Here is a 16,404-nt window from a genome sequence, read left to right on the forward strand (position 1 = left end):
GGCACGCGGCCCGGTGTCTGTCGAACCCACTGCGTGGCGAGCCTAGCGCAAGCCGTCCTCGCCCTTGATGTCAGTCACCGTCAGTCCGCCCACCCGCGGCAGCGGACGGCCGGAATCGGTGACGGCCACCGCAACCACGATCTCATTGGCGCGCGGCGCATCGTTGATGCTCACCTGCATGCCGTCAAAATGGCTCCGGACATAGGCCGCATCCTTGTGACCCAGCGGGATGTCCAGCTCCGCACCGAGGCCGCCACGGCGCTTGGAGGACGGGATCAGGGCCGCGCCCTTGCCCAGCACCTTGCGCACCGGTGTGCCCATCTTGGGGTGGAGAAGCGCGGCGGCGTGCTCGAGCTCGCCATTCTCCCCCACCAGCGCCGCCTTGCCGTAGCTCTGCGCCTTGTCGCCGGCGATGCCGAGGGCCTCCACGGCCTTCTGAGCCAGGATGCCGCCCAGCTCTTCCCCCTGCGCCATCAGCTCGGAGAGGTCCTCCACATAGCGACCGGCGAAGGGGTTCTCGATCACCGCCACCGCCGCGGCGCGACGGGTGGGCGGCGACACCGGCTGACCCATCTCGGTCAGCGTCTCTTCCACGAAGGTGACGATCTTGCGGATCTTCGCGCTCATCGCAGCCCGTCCTCTCCCTTGATCTGGTCCGCCGCCAGGCCACCCACGCGGGCGTGGACGCGCGGGCCGCAGGTCATCACCAGCGCGAACACCAGTTCATCGGCGCGCGGGCTGTCGGGCACGCCGACTTCCATGGAGTCGAAATGGCTGCGCACGTAAGAGGCGTTCACATGGGTGATCGGTACGTCGAGCTTGGTGCCCGGTCCGCCCACCTTCTTGGCCGACGGGACGATGGCCTTGGCATCGCCGAGGATCTCGCGCATGGCGTAGCCGCCGGGCACATGCCACAGGGCGCCGTGCTCCAGCTCACCGGCGGCGCCGACGATGGAACCCTTACCGTAGCCGTCCACCGCCGACACATCGCCGCCAAGGGCCGCCAGCAGTTCCTTGGCCATGGCAAGGCCGAGCGGCTTCAGATCGTCCATGAAGCCGGTGATGTCTTCCACATAGCGGCCGGCGTAAGGGTTCTCGATGACGGCCAGTGCAGCGCCGCGCTTGCGCGGGACGGCGGCCACCGGGCCACCCTCGTGGTAGATTTCCTCGGTGATCAGGAGTCTCTTTCGGACTTTCACTTCAGGCATGGACGGCCTCTTTGGCTTCTTCGATGGGGGCGGATGGGACGGCTGCGGGCGCGGGCGCCGCCGGCAGGCTGTCGGTGAACAGGTCGAGCTGCGGATCGGTGGAAACGCTCTCGCCCTGCAGATGAAGAGCGGCGCCACAGATGAGATTGCGCGCCACCAGGGCAACCGCGCAACTCAGGCCCTCGGCCAGCGCCGCCTTGCGCTCGGCCCTTGTGAGCTGCGGGACGTCCCGTGTCACCTTGAGCGCGCCAAGGTCGCTGTCGGGAGCCACCTCGCGGGCCGGAACCCGGATGATCCCCGGATGACCCGGTAGATTGACCGCATTGGCGATGATGGTCGCCGCGGCATCGGCGGCCGCGGCGGTCGGCGCCAACACCGTCACCGCATCGGCGATGCCGAGCGAGAAGGACCGGCCACGCCAGCCGCTGGTGGCAATGCCGCGCACCGGCGACGCCTCCACGATGCGCGCCGTGCCGATCAGCCGGGGCTGATCGGGCCGATCCACCAGCCCCACCACATAATCCGAGCCAGGGGCCAGATAGAGCGCGATGTCGCCGCCATTGTTGACGAAGGCGCGGGTGATGCCAGGCCGCACCAGCGCTGCCAGCACCTCCTCGGCTACCGCGCCGGCCACCGCCGCCATGGGGGTGATGAAGGCGGCGCGGGCCAGAGGCGAGACCGCCGCCCACATGCGCTGCGCCGCCGGATCCCGCAGCGGGCATGGCCCGGGATAGGCCGGCCGCCGCAGCAGCGGCAGCTCCTCGCACAAGCCGTCGAGCAACCCCGCCAGGCGCCCGGCAGCGGCCCGATAGCCCGCCGCCACAGCCTCCGGGGCCCCGTTGGCCTCGATGATGAGGTCGATGGGGCCATCCTGGAGATGCAGCCGGCGACCGTCGGGCAGCATCGCCACATGTGGCGCGCGCGGCACCAGCGGTACGGCGGCAATGGACGGAAGCGGCAGGGCCATGACAGCGATCAACCGTTGTTGCGGTGGGCGGGACGCCACGCCAGGGGCCAGGGATTGTCCTGCATCGGCGCCAACTCGCGCAGGCCCTCATGGCCCGCCAGTGACGACACGGGACGCACCGCATCCATGTGACCACCCAGTGCCGCGTAGTCCTCCAGCGTCAGGGTGAACTCGATGGGTGCCACCAGCGCCGGGGTCGGCACATAGCCGAACGCATTCTCCGGCACCCGCGTCACATCCACCATGAAGGTGATGCCGCCACCCGGCCACACATAGACCGGCGCGCCGCCACAGGTGACATTGGTGATGGCCTCCTTCACCGAGCGGGTGAGGCGGACGGGATTCTCCGTCACGCCCGCCCGCAGCGAGCCGCCGGCACCCGCCATGAACAGCACCGAGCACAGGGCCGGTTCGCAATTCTCGCGGATCCGCTCCACCGAGGGGGCCAGATCATCGGGAATCGGCGTTTCGACCGGGACCAGATCCTCGTTCAGCACGTAATAACCGTAGTGCTCACCAGTGGTGGACACCAGCAGCATGCGCAGGCCGGGCCATGCCACTTTCGGATCGAACGGGCCGAGGATGGACAGGGGATCGGAAATATTGGTGCCGCCCCAACCCGAGCCCGGCTCGGCCACCTGGAAATAGCGACCGGGCGTGGAGCGCCGGCCCTTCATCTTGATGCCGGTGTCGCGGATCCCCAGAAGCTTGCCCGCCTGATGCTCGGAGAGCACGCCGGTGATGTGGTCATCCACCACCACCACCTCGTCGGCGTGGCCGAACCACTGCTTGGCGAACATGCCGATGGTGGCGGAGCCGCAGCCCACCCGCATGCGCTCTTCCTGCACCCCGTTGACGATGGGCGCCTTGCCGGCCTGAACAACCAGCGTGGAGCCGCCATCGATGGTCAGCTCCACGGCCTTGCCGTTGGACAGGTCGAGCACCGCCTCGCAGGCGACGCGCCCTTCCTTCTTCGAACCGCCGGTGAGATGGTGCACACCGCCCAGGGACAGCATCTGCGAGCCGTATTCGCTGGTGGTCACATGGCCGATGGCCTCTCCCGCCACCCGGACCGTCGCCTGCTCGGGGCCGATGAAGCGATCGGTATCGATCTTCACCTTCACGCCGCCGTAGCTGAACACGCCCTCGGTGACGACGGTGACCATATCGACCCCGTTCACCTCCGCCGAAACGATGAACGGCGCCGGCTTGTAATCGGGATAGGTGGTGCCCGAACCCACCGCGGTCACGAACTTCTCGGCGTCGGACAGCAGCCGACCGTCCCAGTCGCCATCACGATGGAAGGGCACCACGGCGCCGCCGTGGGCGAGGGTCCGGTCCAGCACCACATGGGGATCCACCCGCACCAGCTCGCCATTGTTGTTGGCATAGCGATCGCAGGCGCCCGTCATACCCGGCTTGATGTAGCACATCACCGGACAGGCATCGCACCGGATCTTCTCGTCACCCGTGGGTCGCGCCCCGGCCGTCGTTTCGTTACCCATGTGGCCCTCTGCTTAGAGCACGCGACAGCGGCCTTCTCGGCGTCCCGATGGCCCAGCGCAGTTCATATGTATACTAATGAAATCTGAGGCCGCCATCCTGTCAAGCACAAGGAATAGGCACGCTGCCTTAAAGGGCATCTTTGCCCTCACCGCCCTTGACGGCATTCATTGGTATAGAAACAATCTAGACGAACGATCGCCCTGCGCAAGCCATCGAGGGGCACTTATGAATCTGAAGAAAACCGCTGCACTGCAATGTTTTGCGTGCGTTGCGGCAAACCGCATGCAAGCGGCGGAGCGGGATCGAGATGTCACTGCCTGAACATGCAGCGCCGGTGTCTTTCGAGGTCAACGGCGTCGCCCACAGCTTCGATCTGCCCCGCGAGACACGGCTCATCTATGTGCTGCGCAACGACCTGCAGCTCAACGGCCCCAAGTTCGGCTGCGGGCTGGGCGAGTGCGGCGCCTGCACGGTGCTGGTGGACGGCGTGGCCGCCCGCGCCTGCGTGCTCACTTTAAAGAGCGTCGAGGGGCGCAAGGTCACCACCCTGGAGGGCCTCGGGACCCTCGATCTGCCGCATCCGGTGCAGGCCGCCTTCATCACCGCCCAGGCCGCGCAATGCGGCTATTGCCTCAATGGCATGATCATGACCGCCGCCGCCTTCCTCTCGCGCCATCCCGCCCCCACCCTCGACGAGGCCCGCGAGGCGCTGCGCTACAATCTGTGCCGTTGCGGCACCCATGTGGAGATCCTCCGCGCTGTGATGCTGGCGGCGCAGGCCATGGGCGCCGGCTCCACCGCCGCGGGCGCCGCGACCACCCTTGAAGGCGCCGACCATGACTGAGCCGACCCCCACGCCCTCCGCCCTTCTCGAACGCACCGGCACCCTGGCGATTCTGCGCCCGTCCCAGCATGTGCGCGGGCTGGTGCCCACCGCCCCGCCCCCGGAGGGCGCGCTGGACCTGTTCCTGTTCCTGGACGACGCCGGCGCGGTGATGGCCTTCAACGGCCATGTGGACCTCGGCACCGGCATCCGCACCGCCCTCGCGCAGATCGTGGCGGAAGAGCTGGACCTGCCGCTGGCGGCCGTCACCATGGTTCTCGGCCACACCGGCGGCACCCCGAATCAGGGTGCCACCATCGCCAGCGACAGCATTCAGGTCTCCGCCATTCCGCTGCGCCGCGCCGCCGCGCAGGCCCGCCATCACCTGGTGGCGCTGGCCGCCGCGGCCCTGGGCGTGCCGGCGGACGAGCTGATCGTCAGCGATGGCGTGGTGCATCCGCGCGCCAGCGGCAGCAACGCCGGCATCTCCTATGCCACCCTCCTCGCTGGCCGGCAGGACCGGCTGATGCTGGAGGACAGCGTCGCCCTGAAGCCCGCCGGCGATTATCGCATCGTCGGTCAGCGGGTGCCGCGGGTGGACATTCCCGCCAAGGCCACCGGCGCTTTCGTCTATGTGCACGACGTGCGCGTGCCCGGCATGCTGCACGGCCGCGTGGTGCGCCCGCCTTATGCCGGCGTCGACGCGGGCGACTTCATCGGCCACAGCCTCATCAAGGTGGATGAAGCCTCCGTCGCCCACATTCCCGGCCTGGTGGCGGTGGTCACCATGGGCGATTTCATCGGCGTGGTGGCGGAACGCGAGGAGCAGGCGGCGGAAGCCGCGCGCTGCCTCAAGGTGGAGTGGAAAGCGCCGCCGCCCTTGCCGGAGCTGAAGGACCTCGCCCATGCCCTGCGCGCCAATCCCAGCACCACCCGCGTCCTCGCCGACCAGGGCGATGCCGATGCCGCCCGCGCCGCCGCCGCCATTCCCATGGACCGCACCTATGTGTGGCCCTACCAGATGCACGGCTCCATCGGCCCGTCCTGCGCGGTGGCGGAGGTGCGGGACGGACAGGCCACCATCTGGTCCGGCACCCAGAATCCCTTCCCCCTGCGCCTCGACATCTCCATTCTTTTGGGGATCGAAGAGGCCGACATCGAGATCCTGCGGTTCGAGGCCGCCGGCTGCTATGGGCGCAACTGCGCCGACGATGTGGCGGCCGATGCGGCTTTGCTGTCACGCGCGGTGGGCCGCCCGGTTCGGGTGCAGCTGACGCGCGAGCAGGAACATGCCTGGGAGCCCAAGGGCGCGGCCCAGCTGATGGAGGTAAAGGGCGGGCTGAATGCGGACGGTACCCCGGCCGCCTACGATTTCGCCACCTCCTATCCCTCCAATGCGGCCACCACGCTGGCGCTGCTGCTCACGGGACGGGTGCCGGCGAACAATCCCGTGTTCGAGATGGGCGACCGCACGGCGATCCCGCCCTATGCCTATGACAATCTGCGGGTGAAGGTGCACGACATGGCGCCCATCGTCCGCGCGGCGTGGCTGCGTGGCGTCTCGGCCCTGCCCAATTCCTTCGCCCATGAGAGCTATATCGACGAGCTGGCCGCCGCCGCCGGTGTCGATCCGGTGGAGTATCGCCTGCGCTACTTGCACGATCCCCGCGCGGTGGATCTGGTGAAGGAAGTGGCCGCCCGCGCCGGCTGGGAGCATCACACCGCTCCCCGGCAGGAAGTCGTGGACGGCGACGTGGTGCGCGGCCAGGGCTTCGCCTATGCCCTTTACGTGCACTCCAAATTCCCCGGCTATGGCGCGGCCTGGTCGGCTTGGGTGGCCGATGTGGAGGTGAACAAGCGCACCGGCGACGTGGCGGTGAAGCGGGTGGTGGTGGGCCAGGATTCCGGCCTCATGATCAACCCCGCCGGTATCGAGCACCAGATCCACGGCAACGTCATCCAGGCCACCAGCCGGGCGCTGAAGGAAGAAGTGAGCTTCACCGAGACCGCGGTGGCAGACAAGGAATGGGGCGCCTACCCCATCCTCACCTTCCCGGAAGTGCCGGTGATCAACGTGGTGCTGATGCCGAGGCCGGACGATCCGCCCCTCGGCAGCGGCGAATCCGCGTCCGTGCCCTCCGCCGCCGCCATCGCCAACGCCATCTTCGACGCCACCGGCGTGCGCCTGCGCGAACCGCCCTTCACGCCAGAGCGGGTGCGCGCGGCATTGGGCAATCCGCTGCCGCCCGAGCCGCCGGCCCCGCCCGCCAAGAAGCGCCCCTGGTTCGCGCTGGCGGGTGCGGCCCTTGCCGGCGCCTTGGGCATGGCGGCGGTGGCGCTGCCGATCCGCGGTGCCATCGCCCCCATCACGCGCCCCGATCCATCCTCCTTTTCCGCTGACATGATCGCCCGCGGCCGCCAGCTGGCGGCGCTGGGGGATTGCGCGGTGTGCCACACGGTGCCCGGCGGCGCGGTGAACGCGGGCGGCCGCGCCCTGGAGACCCCATACGGCACGGTCTATTCCACCAATCTCACGCCCGATCCTGAGACCGGCATTGGCCGCTGGTCCTATGCGGCGTTCGAGCGGGCCATGCGTGAAGGCATCTCGCGGGATGGCCGGCACCTTTATCCAGCCTTCCCCTACACCTCCTTCACCCGCACCTCGGATACCGACCTGCAGGCGCTCTATGCCTTCCTGATGTCGCAGGCGCCGGTGGTGGCGCCGACCCCCGAGGCCAAGATGGCCTTTCCCTTCAACATCCGCCCGCTGATGGCCGGCTGGAACACCCTGTTTCTGCGTCCCGGCCAGATGCAGGCGGACCCGGCCCGCACGCCGCAATGGAATCGCGGCGCCTATCTCGTTGAGAGCCTCGGCCATTGCGGCGCCTGCCACACCCCGCGCAACCTGCTGGGCGCGGAAAAAGCCGGCGCCGCCTATCTCGCCGGGGGCATGGTGGACGGCTGGGAGGCTCCGGCCCTCACGGCGCTGTCCAAGGCGCCGATTCCCTGGACCGAGGCGGAGCTCTTCTCCTATCTGCGCACCGGCTTTTCGCGCTTCCATGGCACCGCCGCCGGCCCAATGGCGCCGGTGGTGGAGGAATTGGCCGCCCTGCCCGATGCGGACATCCGGGCCATGGCGACCTATCTCGCCTCCTTCTCCGGCCCCGTTCCCGCCGACCCGGTCGCGCAGGCGGCGGCGCTGCAGGCGGAGGCCACCGCGTCCCTGCGCCCCCTCGATTCGCTCGGCGGCCGGCTTTATGAGGGTGCCTGTGCCGCCTGTCATGCGGAGAGCGGGCCGACCCTGTTCGGCGTGCGCCCAGCCCTCGCCCTCAACACCAATGTGCACGCGGCACGCCCCGACAACCTGATCCGCGTGATCCTGGATGGCATCCCCAAGCCCGCCGCCCGGGACCTGGGCGACATGCCCGGCTTCCGCGACAGCTTCGATGACGGCCAGGTGGCGGCGCTGGTGCGCTATCTGCGGGCCAAGTTCGCGCCGAACGCGCCCGCGTGGAGCGGTGTCGACGAAGCGGTGGCCCTGGCCCGCGCCAATCCCGGCAGCCATTAACCCCTTTGAGCAGGGCGCGACGCCGCCCTGCTCAAATCATCGGCACCATTGCTCGAAAACTCCGCACGCCGAAGCCTTGTGCGTCATTGACAGCGCCGGTCGCCGATTTTATTTTCATTTGTACACAAACAAAAAGACGAGGCCGTCTGACGGCCCTGCCGAGCGAGATCCTTCCATGGCCTATGTGGTGACCGAGAATTGCATCCGCTGCCGCTACACCGACTGTGTCGCCGTGTGCCCGGTGGATTGCTTCTATGCCGGCGAGAACATGCTGGTGATCAATCCCGACGAGTGCATCGACTGCGGCGTGTGCGAGCCGGAATGCCCGGCGGAGGCCATTGTCGCCGACAGCGATCCGCGAGCGGCCACATGGACCGAGCTGAACGCCACCTATGCCACCCAGTGGCCCAACATTACCGAGAAGACCGACGCCCCCGCCGATGCCGACGACTGGAACGGCAAGGACGGCAAGCGCGATCTGCTCTCGTCCGCCCCCGCCGCCTGATCGACGACCTATCCGGAGCCCTCCCGTGAGCAATCTGATGGAAGAGCGCGTGCTCAGCGTGCGCCACTGGACCGACCGCCTGTTCTCCTTCACCACCACCCGTGACGCCGGCTTCCGCTTCCGCAACGGCGAATTCACCATGATCGGCATCAAGGTGGATGGCCGGCCGCTGATGCGGGCCTATTCGGTGGTGAGCCCGAACTATGAAGAGACCCTGGAGTTCTACTCCATCAAGGTGCCGGATGGCCCCCTCACCTCCCGCCTCCAGCACCTGAAGGAAGGCGACCCCGTCATCGTCGGCCGCAAGGCCACGGGCACCCTGGTCATCGACAATCTGCGCCCGGGCGAGAACCTCTATCTGCTGGGCACCGGCACCGGCCTTGCCCCGTTCCTCTCCATCATTCGTGATCCGGAAACCTACGAGCACTTCAACAAAGTGGTGCTCGTGCACGGCTGCCGGCAGGTGGGCGAGCTCGCCTATGGCGAGGAGATGGTGAACGCTCTCAAGACCCATGAATTCCTGGGCGACGAGGTGAACGCCAAGCTGATCTATTATCCAACCGTCACCCGCGAGGAGTTCCGCAACCAGGGCCGCATCACCGATCTGATGGACAGCGGCAAGCTCTATGCGGACATCGGCCTGCCGCCCATGGACAAGTCCCGCGACCGGGTGATGCTGTGCGGCTCGCCGCAGATGATGGTGGATCTCAAGAGCCGTCTGGTCGGCCTCGGCTTCGAGGAAGGCAACCACGGCGAGGCCGGCGACTTCGTGCTCGAGAAAGCATTCGCCGAGCGCTGAAAAAATTACCCCCGGCGCGGTTTTCAAGGATCGCGCCGGGGCTTACCATTCATATGCTTACAAATAAACGGCCGGGGCTCCCCGTGTCTCCGACCGTCGCTTCCGGAGACTTCGCACATGGCTCACGACGCACCGGCAGGCCCCAAGGGCCCCACCAAGCTCGTCATCCGCAATATCGGCCTTCTGATCAGCGGCGCCCTTGAAAACCCGATCCTCGATGCCGACACCATTGTCGCCGAGAACGGCCGCATCACCGCCATCGGCCGCCTGAAGGACGTGGATGTCGAGGGTGCCACCACCACGGTGGATGCCAATGGCGCCGCCGTCACCCCCGGCCTCATCGACAGCCATGTGCACCCGGTGGCCGGCGACTGGACGCCCCGGCAGAGCCAGATGAACTGGATCGATTCCTCGCTCCATGGCGGCGTCACCACCATGATCTCCGCTGGCGAGGTCCACTATCCGGGCCGTCCGCGCGATGTCATCGGCATCAAGGCGCTGGCCATTACCGCCCAGCGCACCTTCTCCTCGTTCCGCCCCGGTGGCGTGAAGCTCCACGCCGGCGCGCCGGTGATCGAGCATGAGATGGAAGAGAACGACTTCAAGGAGCTGGCCGCCGCCGGCGTGACGCTCCTGGGCGAGATCGGCCTCGGTGGCGTGAAGGATGGCCCCACCGCCAACAAGATGGTCAATTGGGCCCGCAAATACGGCATCCAGTCCACCATCCACACCGGCGGCCCCTCCGTCCCCGGTTCGGGCCTCATCGACAAGGATGTGGTGCTGGAAACCGATGCCGACGTGGTGGGCCACATCAACGGCGGCCACACGGCGCTGCCCGATGGCCAGATCCGCTGCATCTGCGAAGGCTGCAAGCGCGGCCTGGAGCTGGTGCACAACGGCAATGAGCGGGCCGCCCTGTTCACCCTGCGCACGGCGCGGGAGATGGGCGAATTGCACCGGGTGATCCTCGGCACCGATGGGCCTGCCGGCTCGGGCGTCCAGCCCCTCGGCATCCTGCGCATGGTGTCGCTGCTCTCCTCCATGGGTGACCTGCCGGCGGAAGTGGCCTTCTGCCTCGCCACTGGCAACACCGCCCGCATGCGCAAGCTGGATTGCGGCCTGATCGAAGTGGGCCGCACCGCCGATTTCGTCATCATGGACACCGCCCAGAACTCCGCGAGCGCGAATCTGCTGGAGAGCGTGCAGCTCGGCGACCTGCCCGGCGTCGGCATGACCATCATCGACGGCATCGTGCGGACCGAGCGCTCCCGCAACACCCCTCCGGCGACCCGCCTTCCGTTCGTGGTCAAGGCCTGAACAGGCCTTCAATCCATCAAATGAAGGGGCGCCGCTGATGCAAGGTGGCGCCTCTTTTCTTTTGAGCACCCGTCCCGTGGTGCAGGTCCGGAACAAGAGAACCCGCCCCCTTGCGCCGACGGGGGAACGGATGCCATAACGGCGCGGCGTAAAGCGTGTGTCGGAGCATAGCGCAGCCTGGTAGCGCATCTGCTTTGGGAGCAGAGGGTCGCAGGTTCAAATCCTGCTGCTCCGACCATTTAAGTTATTGATTTTATGAATTTTTTCAGAAATTCGCGAAGCAATAACGGATCTTCAGATGATGCCGTGTCGCCACGGTGTCGCCACCGAAGCCAAAATAGATTTTCGTCGGTGGGATAGCTATCGGTTCTGTTCGCGGCGGAGGAGCTCCGCGAGCCTCGAATCTCCGCTCACCTCAGGCCGTGCGCTAAGCGCGTCGAGAGTGCGTCGCGTCTGGTACGGCCACTGCCATGGATCGTCCGGAAGGGCCTTCCACAGCAGGTCGAGAAGCTGGAGGGGGTGTCTGTTGGCAACCCCCTGTTCGACGTCGATGAATGGGGCCATATGCAGCGAGCCTCCGACGATCGGACCGAACAGCGGAAGGATCAGTCCGACGATCTCCGGGAATCGGTCCGGCACACCCAGCGCGAGGTTCACGAGACTGGCGGAGGTGCGCGGGGTGCGGATGGCACGCTGGCGCGGCCACACATTCGTCAGGAATGGAACAATCCGTTCGCCCCATCTGGAGCTTGGCTCCTTGGACCACTCCTCCAGATACCTAAGCATCTGGGCCCGCAGTTCGTCCTCGGCGTGTATCAGGACCTCGCGCATCTCGACGTCCGGAATGAGCGCGTCGCTCGCCGACGGATCGTCGCCGCCAGCCCAGCCCACCAGAAGCATGCCCGCCAACTTGTTAGCGTGCTTCCTTCGGTTAGCGCTGGACCGCGCGAGCGAGATGAACGCCGGCTTCAATCTTTTGTATAATGGGAACTGCGGCGGTTGCGCGGCCCAAAAGTAGCCGTCCCAGAAGGCCTGCGCATCGGGACCGTCGCCATCCGCAACGGCGAGCACGCGACTCTCTGACCATTCGGGATCGACATGGTAGAGCCAGTTCAGGTGAAACGAAATCATCGCTATGGCGTGTCGGCAGGCATCGCCGGGAAGCGCCAGAAGCTGGTCGAGCCGTTGCTTCCATTCCTGCGGGAGGCCCTGACCACCCTTCAGGTCGGCCTTCGTCGGGTCTTCGAACAGTGCGTCAACCAAACGGCCAGCTGGTTGGTTGAGGGCATCGTCGACCCAGCTCTGATCAGGCCGCCTGAAGCGCTTCTTCGGAGGATGGGCGGCCAGAGCTGCGGTAAGGGTGTCCCATATGGTTTGAAACGCCTTGGGCTGCTCGACGATGAGCGTCTCTGCTCGGTCACGCGTCCACTCGCTGATCGGGTGCCGAAGCTCCGCCACGTGCTCTGGCGCTAGCCGCGCTAGCCTCGCCACGATGGCCTGGAGCAGCCTCTTCTTGACCGGGACCTTGCTCGTCGCACGAAGGAGCGCGACCCACTCGCGTTCCGGAAACTCGCCCTTGCGGGCTGCGTCGGTCAGGACCGCCAGAGCGAAAACGGGACGCCTCTCCGCGAGCCCGAGGAAGGGTTCGTGGTTGACGCAGGCCTCGAAGTCGCGGCCAGCCGCATCTCTGGCACCGGCCAGAACGCGGCCGACAGGCAGTCCCTCGACCTTCGCGGGGTCCGTATCGGTCAGGATGCTCCTGACCTGGCCGACGCGTGGCTGGGCAGTGTGGCTCGCGAACCTCGGCTCCCATTCGGGCGCAATCTGCCGGAGCGTCGCCATCTCTTGTTCAAGGTCGAATCCGAACGCCACGCCGCGCTCGCTCAGCCACTGAAGCCTGTTGAGACGGTAGTGCGCGTTTATTGCGGCCAGGTCGTTGCGCGGCTCTGGCCATGGGAGCGAGCCTGTCAGCAGCCGCTGTTCCAGCCGTCCGCGATCGGCCTCGCTCAACTCAGACCACCGGTCGCAGATGGCGTACAACAGGTCGCGCTCTTGCCGCTCAGTCCAGAACGTCTCCTCGTCGAGCGAAAGGAAGACGGCGGCCGCCTGGTCGGGGTTGAGGATCGCGGGGTGGCCGGCTACCCAGATGCGTAGGCGGCTGAACACTTGGTTGTCGTTCGATGGCCAGCGGTCGAACTCGGCTTTGGCCGCGACGGGATCTGCGTGCGCCAGCCTCGTCATCATGTTGAGGAAGGTGGCAAGGAGGCCGGTCACCTGGAAGCCGTCCTCATCGGGCGGCTTCCCGTCCTCGGGTCGAGTGGTATCCAAGTAAATGAGATCGTGTCCGCTGATCTCCCGATTCAGAGCGATCGCGTGCTCAAGTTGCCCTCGAAGGAGAGTGAGAGCGTAGGGAAGGTGCTCCGGCGGAATGACCAGCGGCGCGTGCGGACGCGGATACTCGACGTGCGGTCGCAGGATACTTTCGGCCGAAATATCCTCCTGGCCGGGTGGGAGCGGCGTTCTGAAGGGAGGGGTGACGACGAGCACCGGCCGATACATGTCGATCGTCGCCCTGACCGTCTCGGTCGACCAACCCGACTGCGCAACAATCGCCTCCAACTCGTATCGTCGGATGTTCGGGTCGAGCCTCTTCTCGCGCCATGCCGCGATGAGCAGCCGCCACCCCTTTAGGACGCTGGCGGGAAATCGATCCGCCTGGTTGAGCAGCTCCCACTCGAGCTGCCCGATGATGTCCGGGTGCATGTTCGCCTGGTGCGCGGCCCACCAGATCGCCGCAGGCTGATGGGCCACGCGGACCAGATAGCTGCCGAGGTGCGAAAGTCGTATCGGCAGCTTCGAGGCCATGGCCGCATCCGAGCCCCGCAGGCGGCCGGTCGCCTCAAAGGGCAGGCGCTCGCGGTCCGCTTCTGTCGAGGCGAAGAGGTCCAATGCGTCATTCGGCACCTCACGGCGTGTGAAGTGGTCGTCCGGATCTGTCGGCAGCGGCGGACTGTCGGAGTCCAGTCCGAGCGCGTCAAACGGATCGACACGCTCGCTCGTGTCCTCGTAGGGATCAATGGGGCCCGGTGCGGTGTAGCGCATTTGCGGGTCGAACACGCTCAGCCATTCCGCCGGAAGGGGGTTGCCCTTGTTGGCGAGGCGCCGTGCTCCGTCACGCGTGGCCGCCAGGTGGGCGACGATTCCGCGCTCGTGGGGGAGAAGAGCTGCCGGCCCGTCGGCAGCCCTGGCTATTATGCCGTCGTGCCAGGCATCCAAATCTCTTGCGCGCGCGGCCCAGGCGCGAAGCGTTTCCCAGAGCGCTGCGTGCCTGTTGGCGCTGTTGTAGGGGATCGGCTGGACGCCCTTGTGCTTCCACTGCGCCGCTGCTTGATCGACGCTGCCCGCGTGAAAAGCGTAGAGGTCATTGCGCGGTTCATCGCTTCGGCTCAGCGCTTCGAGAAGATACTGGACCGGTGGATCGTCAGCCGAATATCCGACGAAGACGATCTTGAATCGCTGGAGGAGCAACTGGATGTAGCGCGTGGCCCAACCGTCGGCGAGATAGGCACGTCCGAAGTCCGCACTAGAGAGAACGAACTCGTCGTCGCAGGCGCGCTCGTAGCCGGCATCCACGCGGCCATGGATATGGATGACGCCCCTGAAGTCCTTCGGGCGACGGGGATCTGGTAGATGCGGCGGATTGGACGAGTCGATTCCGTGGTCACAGTCCTCGAAGAGCTGGTCGAAGTTGGTGGTAATCAACCTAGGTACGCCGCTTGCGTCGCGCGACAAGTCAAGCAGAACGCGGTGAGCGCCTAATCCGTAGCCTCTCGGTGGTCTGAGGGCAGTGGCTACCGCCTCGCGAACCTCCGCGGGATAGAACTCCTGCTCGAGCAGGCCGAAGATCCGATCGGCAGCGACGGCTCCCTTGAGCTTGGTGAGATTCGCGAATTCCTGGCTTGCATTGAAGAGGCACCGGGCGGGGCTATCCAGCGCTGAGCCTAGCGAAGCCAGCACCCTGCCCGCGAGAGCGGTGAAGTCGGGCAGGTGGGCCTCGGCCAGCGAGACACCCGCGCCGCAGAAGAACAGTACTTGTCCCGCGTCGCGGGCGGTCAGCAATTCGTCGGGGATCTCGGGGCCATCGGCAATGAATCTCATCATTGCACTGTAGGGGGCAATTGGGGCGAGCGGGAAGTTCCCATCTGATGGAAGGAGGGGAACTGTCATCCTCCGCGCCAGTATCTTTAGAGCATACCCTAACTGCACCAGCCAAAAGCCGGTTCAAAATTGCCATATTGACCATTCAAAATGAACTGATAAAGTGAAACCATCCTAAGTGAACTGAGGTGGTTTCCGATGCTCGCGCGTTGCTATCTCCGGGCTTCCACCGATGAGCAGGACGCGACGCGCGCCAGAGCGCAGGTGGAGGCCTTCGCGGCCGAGCGCGGCCTCACCATCGCGGGCACCTATGTGGAGAATGAGAGCGGGGCCAAGCTTGCCCGTCCCGAGCTGTTCCGCCTGTTGGCCGACAGCCGCCCGGGCGACGTGCTGCTGATCGAGCAGGTGGACCGGCTCTCGCGCCTCACCTCTACCGATTGGCAGAAGCTGCGAGGCGAGCTTGACGCACGCCAGGTCCGTGTCGTCGCCCTCGATCTGCCCACGTCATGGATGCTCGCCACCCCCGCGGATGAATTCACGGGCCGCATGTTCGCCGCCGTCAATGCCATGATGCTCGACGTTCTCGCCGCCGTGGCCCGCAAGGATTATGAGGACCGCCGGCGTCGGCAGGCCCAGGGGCAAGCAAAAGCCAAAGCTGACGGGCGATACCGCGGCCGGATCGAGAACACCGCGCGCAATGACGGGATCGCGGCCATGTTGCGGGCGGGCGCCTCCTGGACCAGCATACAGGCCGCCACCGGGTGCAGCCGGGCGACTGTCGCAAAGATCGCGAAACGGCTGCTGCCCGCCTGAGGATGCCCCCTGCCCGTCTATCGGCCGCGGAAGCGCTCGTCTCGTTTGGCCCCTTGCAGCCGGGGCCTCACGCCGCGGCCTGGTGCGGCTTGATCGTCGCGAGGCTGGGAATGTTCGGAGCCGTCGTCACCAGATCATATGCGGCCTGAAGGTTCATCCAGAATTCGGGGCCCGTGCCAAGATAGCGCCCGAGACGCAAGGCCGTGTCCGCCGTCACCGGCGCTTCCTCGCGGGCGAGGCGCTCAATGCGGGTGCGCGGCACACCCACCGCCTTTGCCACGCCATAGGGCGTGAGGCCGAGCGGCGCCAGGAACTCTTCGCGCAGAATCTCACCGGGATGAATGGCAGGGCTGGGGCCGATCATGGCATCACTCCTCAGTGGTAATCAGTGATTTCGACATCGGCGGCATGGCCGTCGCGCCAGACGAAACACACGCGGAACTGATCATTCACGCGAATGGAATGCTGCCCCGCGCGGTCGCCCTTCAGCGCCTCCAGGCGGTTGGCGGGCGGGGCACGCAAGGCGTCGAGGGTGACGGCCGCGTTGATCATCGCGAGCTTCCGCTGGGCAATCCGCACCAGCTCAGAAGGAAAGCCTTTTCCGACAGTGCCGGCCCACACCGCTGCGGTGATCTTGTCCTTGAAATTGAGGATCATCGGCAGTCCCGTTCGACGCCCGAAACGTATCGCACGAAGATACGATCCGCAAGCAAAAAGTATCGCGACGCGATACGCATAAT

General features: G+C 66.4%; 13 protein-coding genes and 1 tRNA gene. 7 read left to right on the forward strand and 7 right to left on the reverse strand.

Annotation, left to right across the window (positions count from 1 at the left end; all coding sequences use genetic code 11):
* Positions 1-42: 42 nt before the first annotated feature.
* The 4 genes from ACU4E7_RS18410 to ACU4E7_RS18425 are packed head-to-tail and all read right to left on the reverse strand — an operon-like array spanning position 43 to position 3,680.
* A complete protein-coding gene (locus tag ACU4E7_RS18410) occupies positions 43-627 on the reverse strand; it encodes an amino acid synthesis family protein (protein ID WP_238122547.1) in 585 nt (194 codons plus the stop codon).
* Positions 624-1,208 (reverse strand): amino acid synthesis family protein, encoded by a 585-nt coding sequence (locus ACU4E7_RS18415; protein ID WP_447019742.1) that lies wholly within the window; start codon positions 1,206-1,208, stop codon positions 624-626. The genes ACU4E7_RS18410 and ACU4E7_RS18415 overlap by 4 nt, the downstream gene beginning before the upstream one ends.
* Positions 1,201-2,136 (reverse strand): UPF0280 family protein, encoded by a 936-nt coding sequence (locus ACU4E7_RS18420; RefSeq protein ID WP_447021665.1) that lies wholly within the window; start codon positions 2,134-2,136, stop codon positions 1,201-1,203. The genes ACU4E7_RS18415 and ACU4E7_RS18420 overlap by 8 nt, the downstream gene beginning before the upstream one ends.
* A gap of 47 nt (positions 2,137-2,183) precedes the next feature.
* A complete protein-coding gene (locus tag ACU4E7_RS18425) occupies positions 2,184-3,680 on the reverse strand; it encodes a 6-hydroxynicotinate reductase (RefSeq protein ID WP_447019743.1) in 1,497 nt (498 codons plus the stop codon).
* A gap of 308 nt (positions 3,681-3,988) precedes the next feature.
* Between ACU4E7_RS18425 and ACU4E7_RS18430 the strand changes: the two genes are divergently transcribed.
* From ACU4E7_RS18430 to ACU4E7_RS18455, 6 genes are all read left to right on the forward strand, one after another.
* Positions 3,989-4,525, forward strand: coding sequence for a (2Fe-2S)-binding protein (locus tag ACU4E7_RS18430; RefSeq protein WP_447019744.1), 537 nt, complete (start codon positions 3,989-3,991; stop codon positions 4,523-4,525).
* Positions 4,518-8,072 carry a molybdopterin cofactor-binding domain-containing protein gene (locus ACU4E7_RS18435; protein ID WP_447019745.1) on the forward strand — a complete coding sequence of 1,185 codons (3,555 nt, stop codon included), beginning with the start codon at positions 4,518-4,520 and terminating at the stop codon, positions 8,070-8,072. The genes ACU4E7_RS18430 and ACU4E7_RS18435 overlap by 8 nt, the downstream gene beginning before the upstream one ends.
* Positions 8,073-8,247: 175 nt before the next feature.
* A complete protein-coding gene (gene fdxA, locus ACU4E7_RS18440; RefSeq protein WP_238122541.1) occupies positions 8,248-8,577 on the forward strand; it encodes a ferredoxin FdxA in 330 nt (109 codons plus the stop codon).
* A gap of 25 nt (positions 8,578-8,602) precedes the next feature.
* On the forward strand, positions 8,603-9,376 hold the full coding sequence (locus ACU4E7_RS18445; RefSeq protein WP_447019746.1) for a ferredoxin--NADP reductase: 774 nt from the start codon (positions 8,603-8,605) through the stop codon (positions 9,374-9,376).
* Positions 9,377-9,493: 117 nt separating this feature from the next.
* Entirely contained in the window at positions 9,494-10,693 is a 1,200-nt protein-coding gene (locus ACU4E7_RS18450; RefSeq protein WP_238122539.1) for an amidohydrolase family protein, read from the forward strand.
* 161 nt (positions 10,694-10,854) lie between these two features.
* Positions 10,855-10,931 (forward strand) — tRNA-Pro (locus ACU4E7_RS18455).
* Positions 10,932-11,053: 122 nt separating this feature from the next.
* Here the strand turns inward: ACU4E7_RS18455 and ACU4E7_RS18460 are convergent.
* Positions 11,054-14,920 (reverse strand): SIR2 family protein, encoded by a 3,867-nt coding sequence (locus ACU4E7_RS18460; protein ID WP_447019747.1) that lies wholly within the window; start codon positions 14,918-14,920, stop codon positions 11,054-11,056.
* A gap of 129 nt (positions 14,921-15,049) precedes the next feature.
* Between ACU4E7_RS18460 and ACU4E7_RS18465 the strand changes: the two genes are divergently transcribed.
* Positions 15,050-15,664 carry a recombinase family protein gene (locus ACU4E7_RS18465; protein ID WP_447019748.1) on the forward strand — a complete coding sequence of 205 codons (615 nt, stop codon included), beginning with the start codon at positions 15,050-15,052 and terminating at the stop codon, positions 15,662-15,664.
* A gap of 67 nt (positions 15,665-15,731) precedes the next feature.
* Here the strand turns inward: ACU4E7_RS18465 and ACU4E7_RS18470 are convergent, their stop codons facing one another.
* Positions 15,732-16,028, reverse strand: a complete 297-nt coding sequence (locus ACU4E7_RS18470) for a HigA family addiction module antitoxin (protein WP_447019749.1) — start codon at positions 16,026-16,028, stop codon at positions 15,732-15,734.
* A gap of 11 nt (positions 16,029-16,039) precedes the next feature.
* Positions 16,040-16,321: a type II toxin-antitoxin system RelE/ParE family toxin gene (locus ACU4E7_RS18475; protein WP_447019750.1), complete on the reverse strand. Its 282-nt coding sequence runs from the start codon at positions 16,319-16,321 to the stop codon at positions 16,040-16,042.
* Between the last annotated feature and the right edge of the window lie 83 nt (positions 16,322-16,404).

This window comes from Xanthobacter sp. ZOL 2024 (assembly GCF_052932325.1).